The sequence below is a fragment of the Deltaproteobacteria bacterium genome, from assembly GCA_009929795.1.
In the GTDB taxonomy this organism is placed as follows: Bacteria; Desulfobacterota; Desulfovibrionia; order Desulfovibrionales; family Desulfomicrobiaceae; genus RZZR01.
The window spans coordinates 1-1597 of sequence record RZZR01000335.1; the positions used below are offsets into that span (position 1 = coordinate 1).

Genomic DNA, 1597 nt, shown 5'->3' on the forward strand with positions numbered 1-1597 from the left:
GAAGCAAAGCGGATTCACCATCCTGGAAACCATCATGGTCATCATGATCGGGTCCGTCATGGCCGTCATGGTCGTCCAGTTCGTCAACACCAGCGCCACGCCCAGTGTCACGCCGGTGACCTGGATGAACACCGAATACCGGCTCCAGGAGGTCATGGAACAGATCACCTCCGAATATCGCAAGGCCGTGGCCCAGGCCCGGGCCGACAACGTGGACTTCTCCCTGGACACCTTTCTGACGGCCCTCAAGGCCGATACCCGGTTCACCGGCTTCATCTCCGAGCCCAATACCGGGTATATCAGCTTCACATCCACCGGAGGAAAAGAGTTCCAGGCTTCGGCCGTGGGAGCCAACCCCGGGGACAACCCGGTCCTGCTGATCACCCTCCGCCAGGAGGATCAGCAATTGAGATCCCTGTTCACTGCTCAGGGAACGTGAGGCATGGCCATGAATACCACAAAAGGCTTCACCCTCATTGAGGTCATCGTCAGCCTGGTCCTTTTGTCCATCGTGGCCGTGTTCGCCGGACTGGGCATCGTCCGGGTGGTCGAATCCTATGTCTTTGCCAGCCAGAACGTCCGGCTGGCCGAACAGGCCCAACTGGCCCTGACCCGCATGACCCTGGAACTCCAATACGCCGACTCGGTCACCCAGGCCGGGGGAAATCTCCTGACCTACACCACAACCAAGGACGACACCGGCACGGCCCACACCCTCCAGCTCCAAGGGGCCAACCTCTCCCTCACCAGCGACGGCAGCGGAGCCCACGTGCTCCTGAGCGATCTGGCCTCCTACGAGGCCACCCCGCTCTTCCGATACCGGAACTTTGACGGCGACCCGTGGACCACGGCCAGGCCCTTCAACGAACTGGCCCACGTGGACATCCTTCTCCGCCTCCAGCACGCAAGCGCGGGAGTTCTCGAATTCCAGAGCTCCACCGACATCCGCAACAACGGCGTTGCCAACGCCATCACTCCCGAGGGATAAACCCATGAATGATCACCAACATGCATTCGACCGTCGACATTCCTCGGACTCGGGCTCGGCCCTGGTGGCCATCATCATCACCATGGTCGTCATCTCGGCCCTGACCGTGGCCGTGGTCTCCCTGAACAGCTCGGGCGTCATGAACACCGTGACCTTCAACCACAACAAGAACGCCTACTACCTGGCCGAGTCCGGCTACCGCTACGCCGCGGCCGTGTACCTGAACACCGAGAACGACGACAGCGGCGGCAGCGCGGACGACGAAAAGGCCTCAGCCCTGGCCCGGCAGATCGACGGCACGACCTATACTCTGCCCGGGGGCCGGTTCGAGCTGTCGGCCTTTCCCTACTGGCTGGTGCCGAATGCAAGATACACCCGGGGCCAGACTGCAACCCTCAACTTTCCTGGCACCATTCCGCCCAGCTTTTCCATCCCTTCGAGCGGGACAATGGCCTTCTCCCATATCCGGGAAGACGGCACTCCGGAAATAACTCTGTTCATTTATTCCGGAGCCTCCATCAACTCAGGCACCAACACCTTACGCTGCACCTTGGGAAATCGCCTACCCACCAATGCCGCCTACGCCATCGAGGCAGACGACATGGTCTA

General features: G+C 61.1%; 3 protein-coding genes. All 3 read left to right on the forward strand.

From position 1 onward, the window contains the following. Positions 1-439, forward strand: a 439-nt coding sequence (locus EOM25_14765) for a type II secretion system protein (GenBank protein ID NCC26439.1), incomplete at its 5' end; no start/stop codon positions are given. A 3-nt stretch (positions 440-442) separates the two neighbouring features. Next, complete coding sequence (locus EOM25_14770; GenBank protein NCC26440.1) at positions 443-988, forward strand: type II secretion system protein; 546 nt, start codon at positions 443-445, stop codon at positions 986-988. A 4-nt stretch (positions 989-992) separates the two neighbouring features. Beyond that, a partial coding sequence (locus EOM25_14775) for a hypothetical protein (protein NCC26441.1) occupies positions 993-1597 on the forward strand: 605 nt, incomplete at its 3' end.

What these genes read in the sequence shown, in the direction of transcription:
- EOM25_14770 (NCC26440.1), top strand. Translation starts at nt 443, where the DNA reads ATGGCCATGAATACCACAAAAGGCTTCACCCTCATTGAGGTCATCGTC.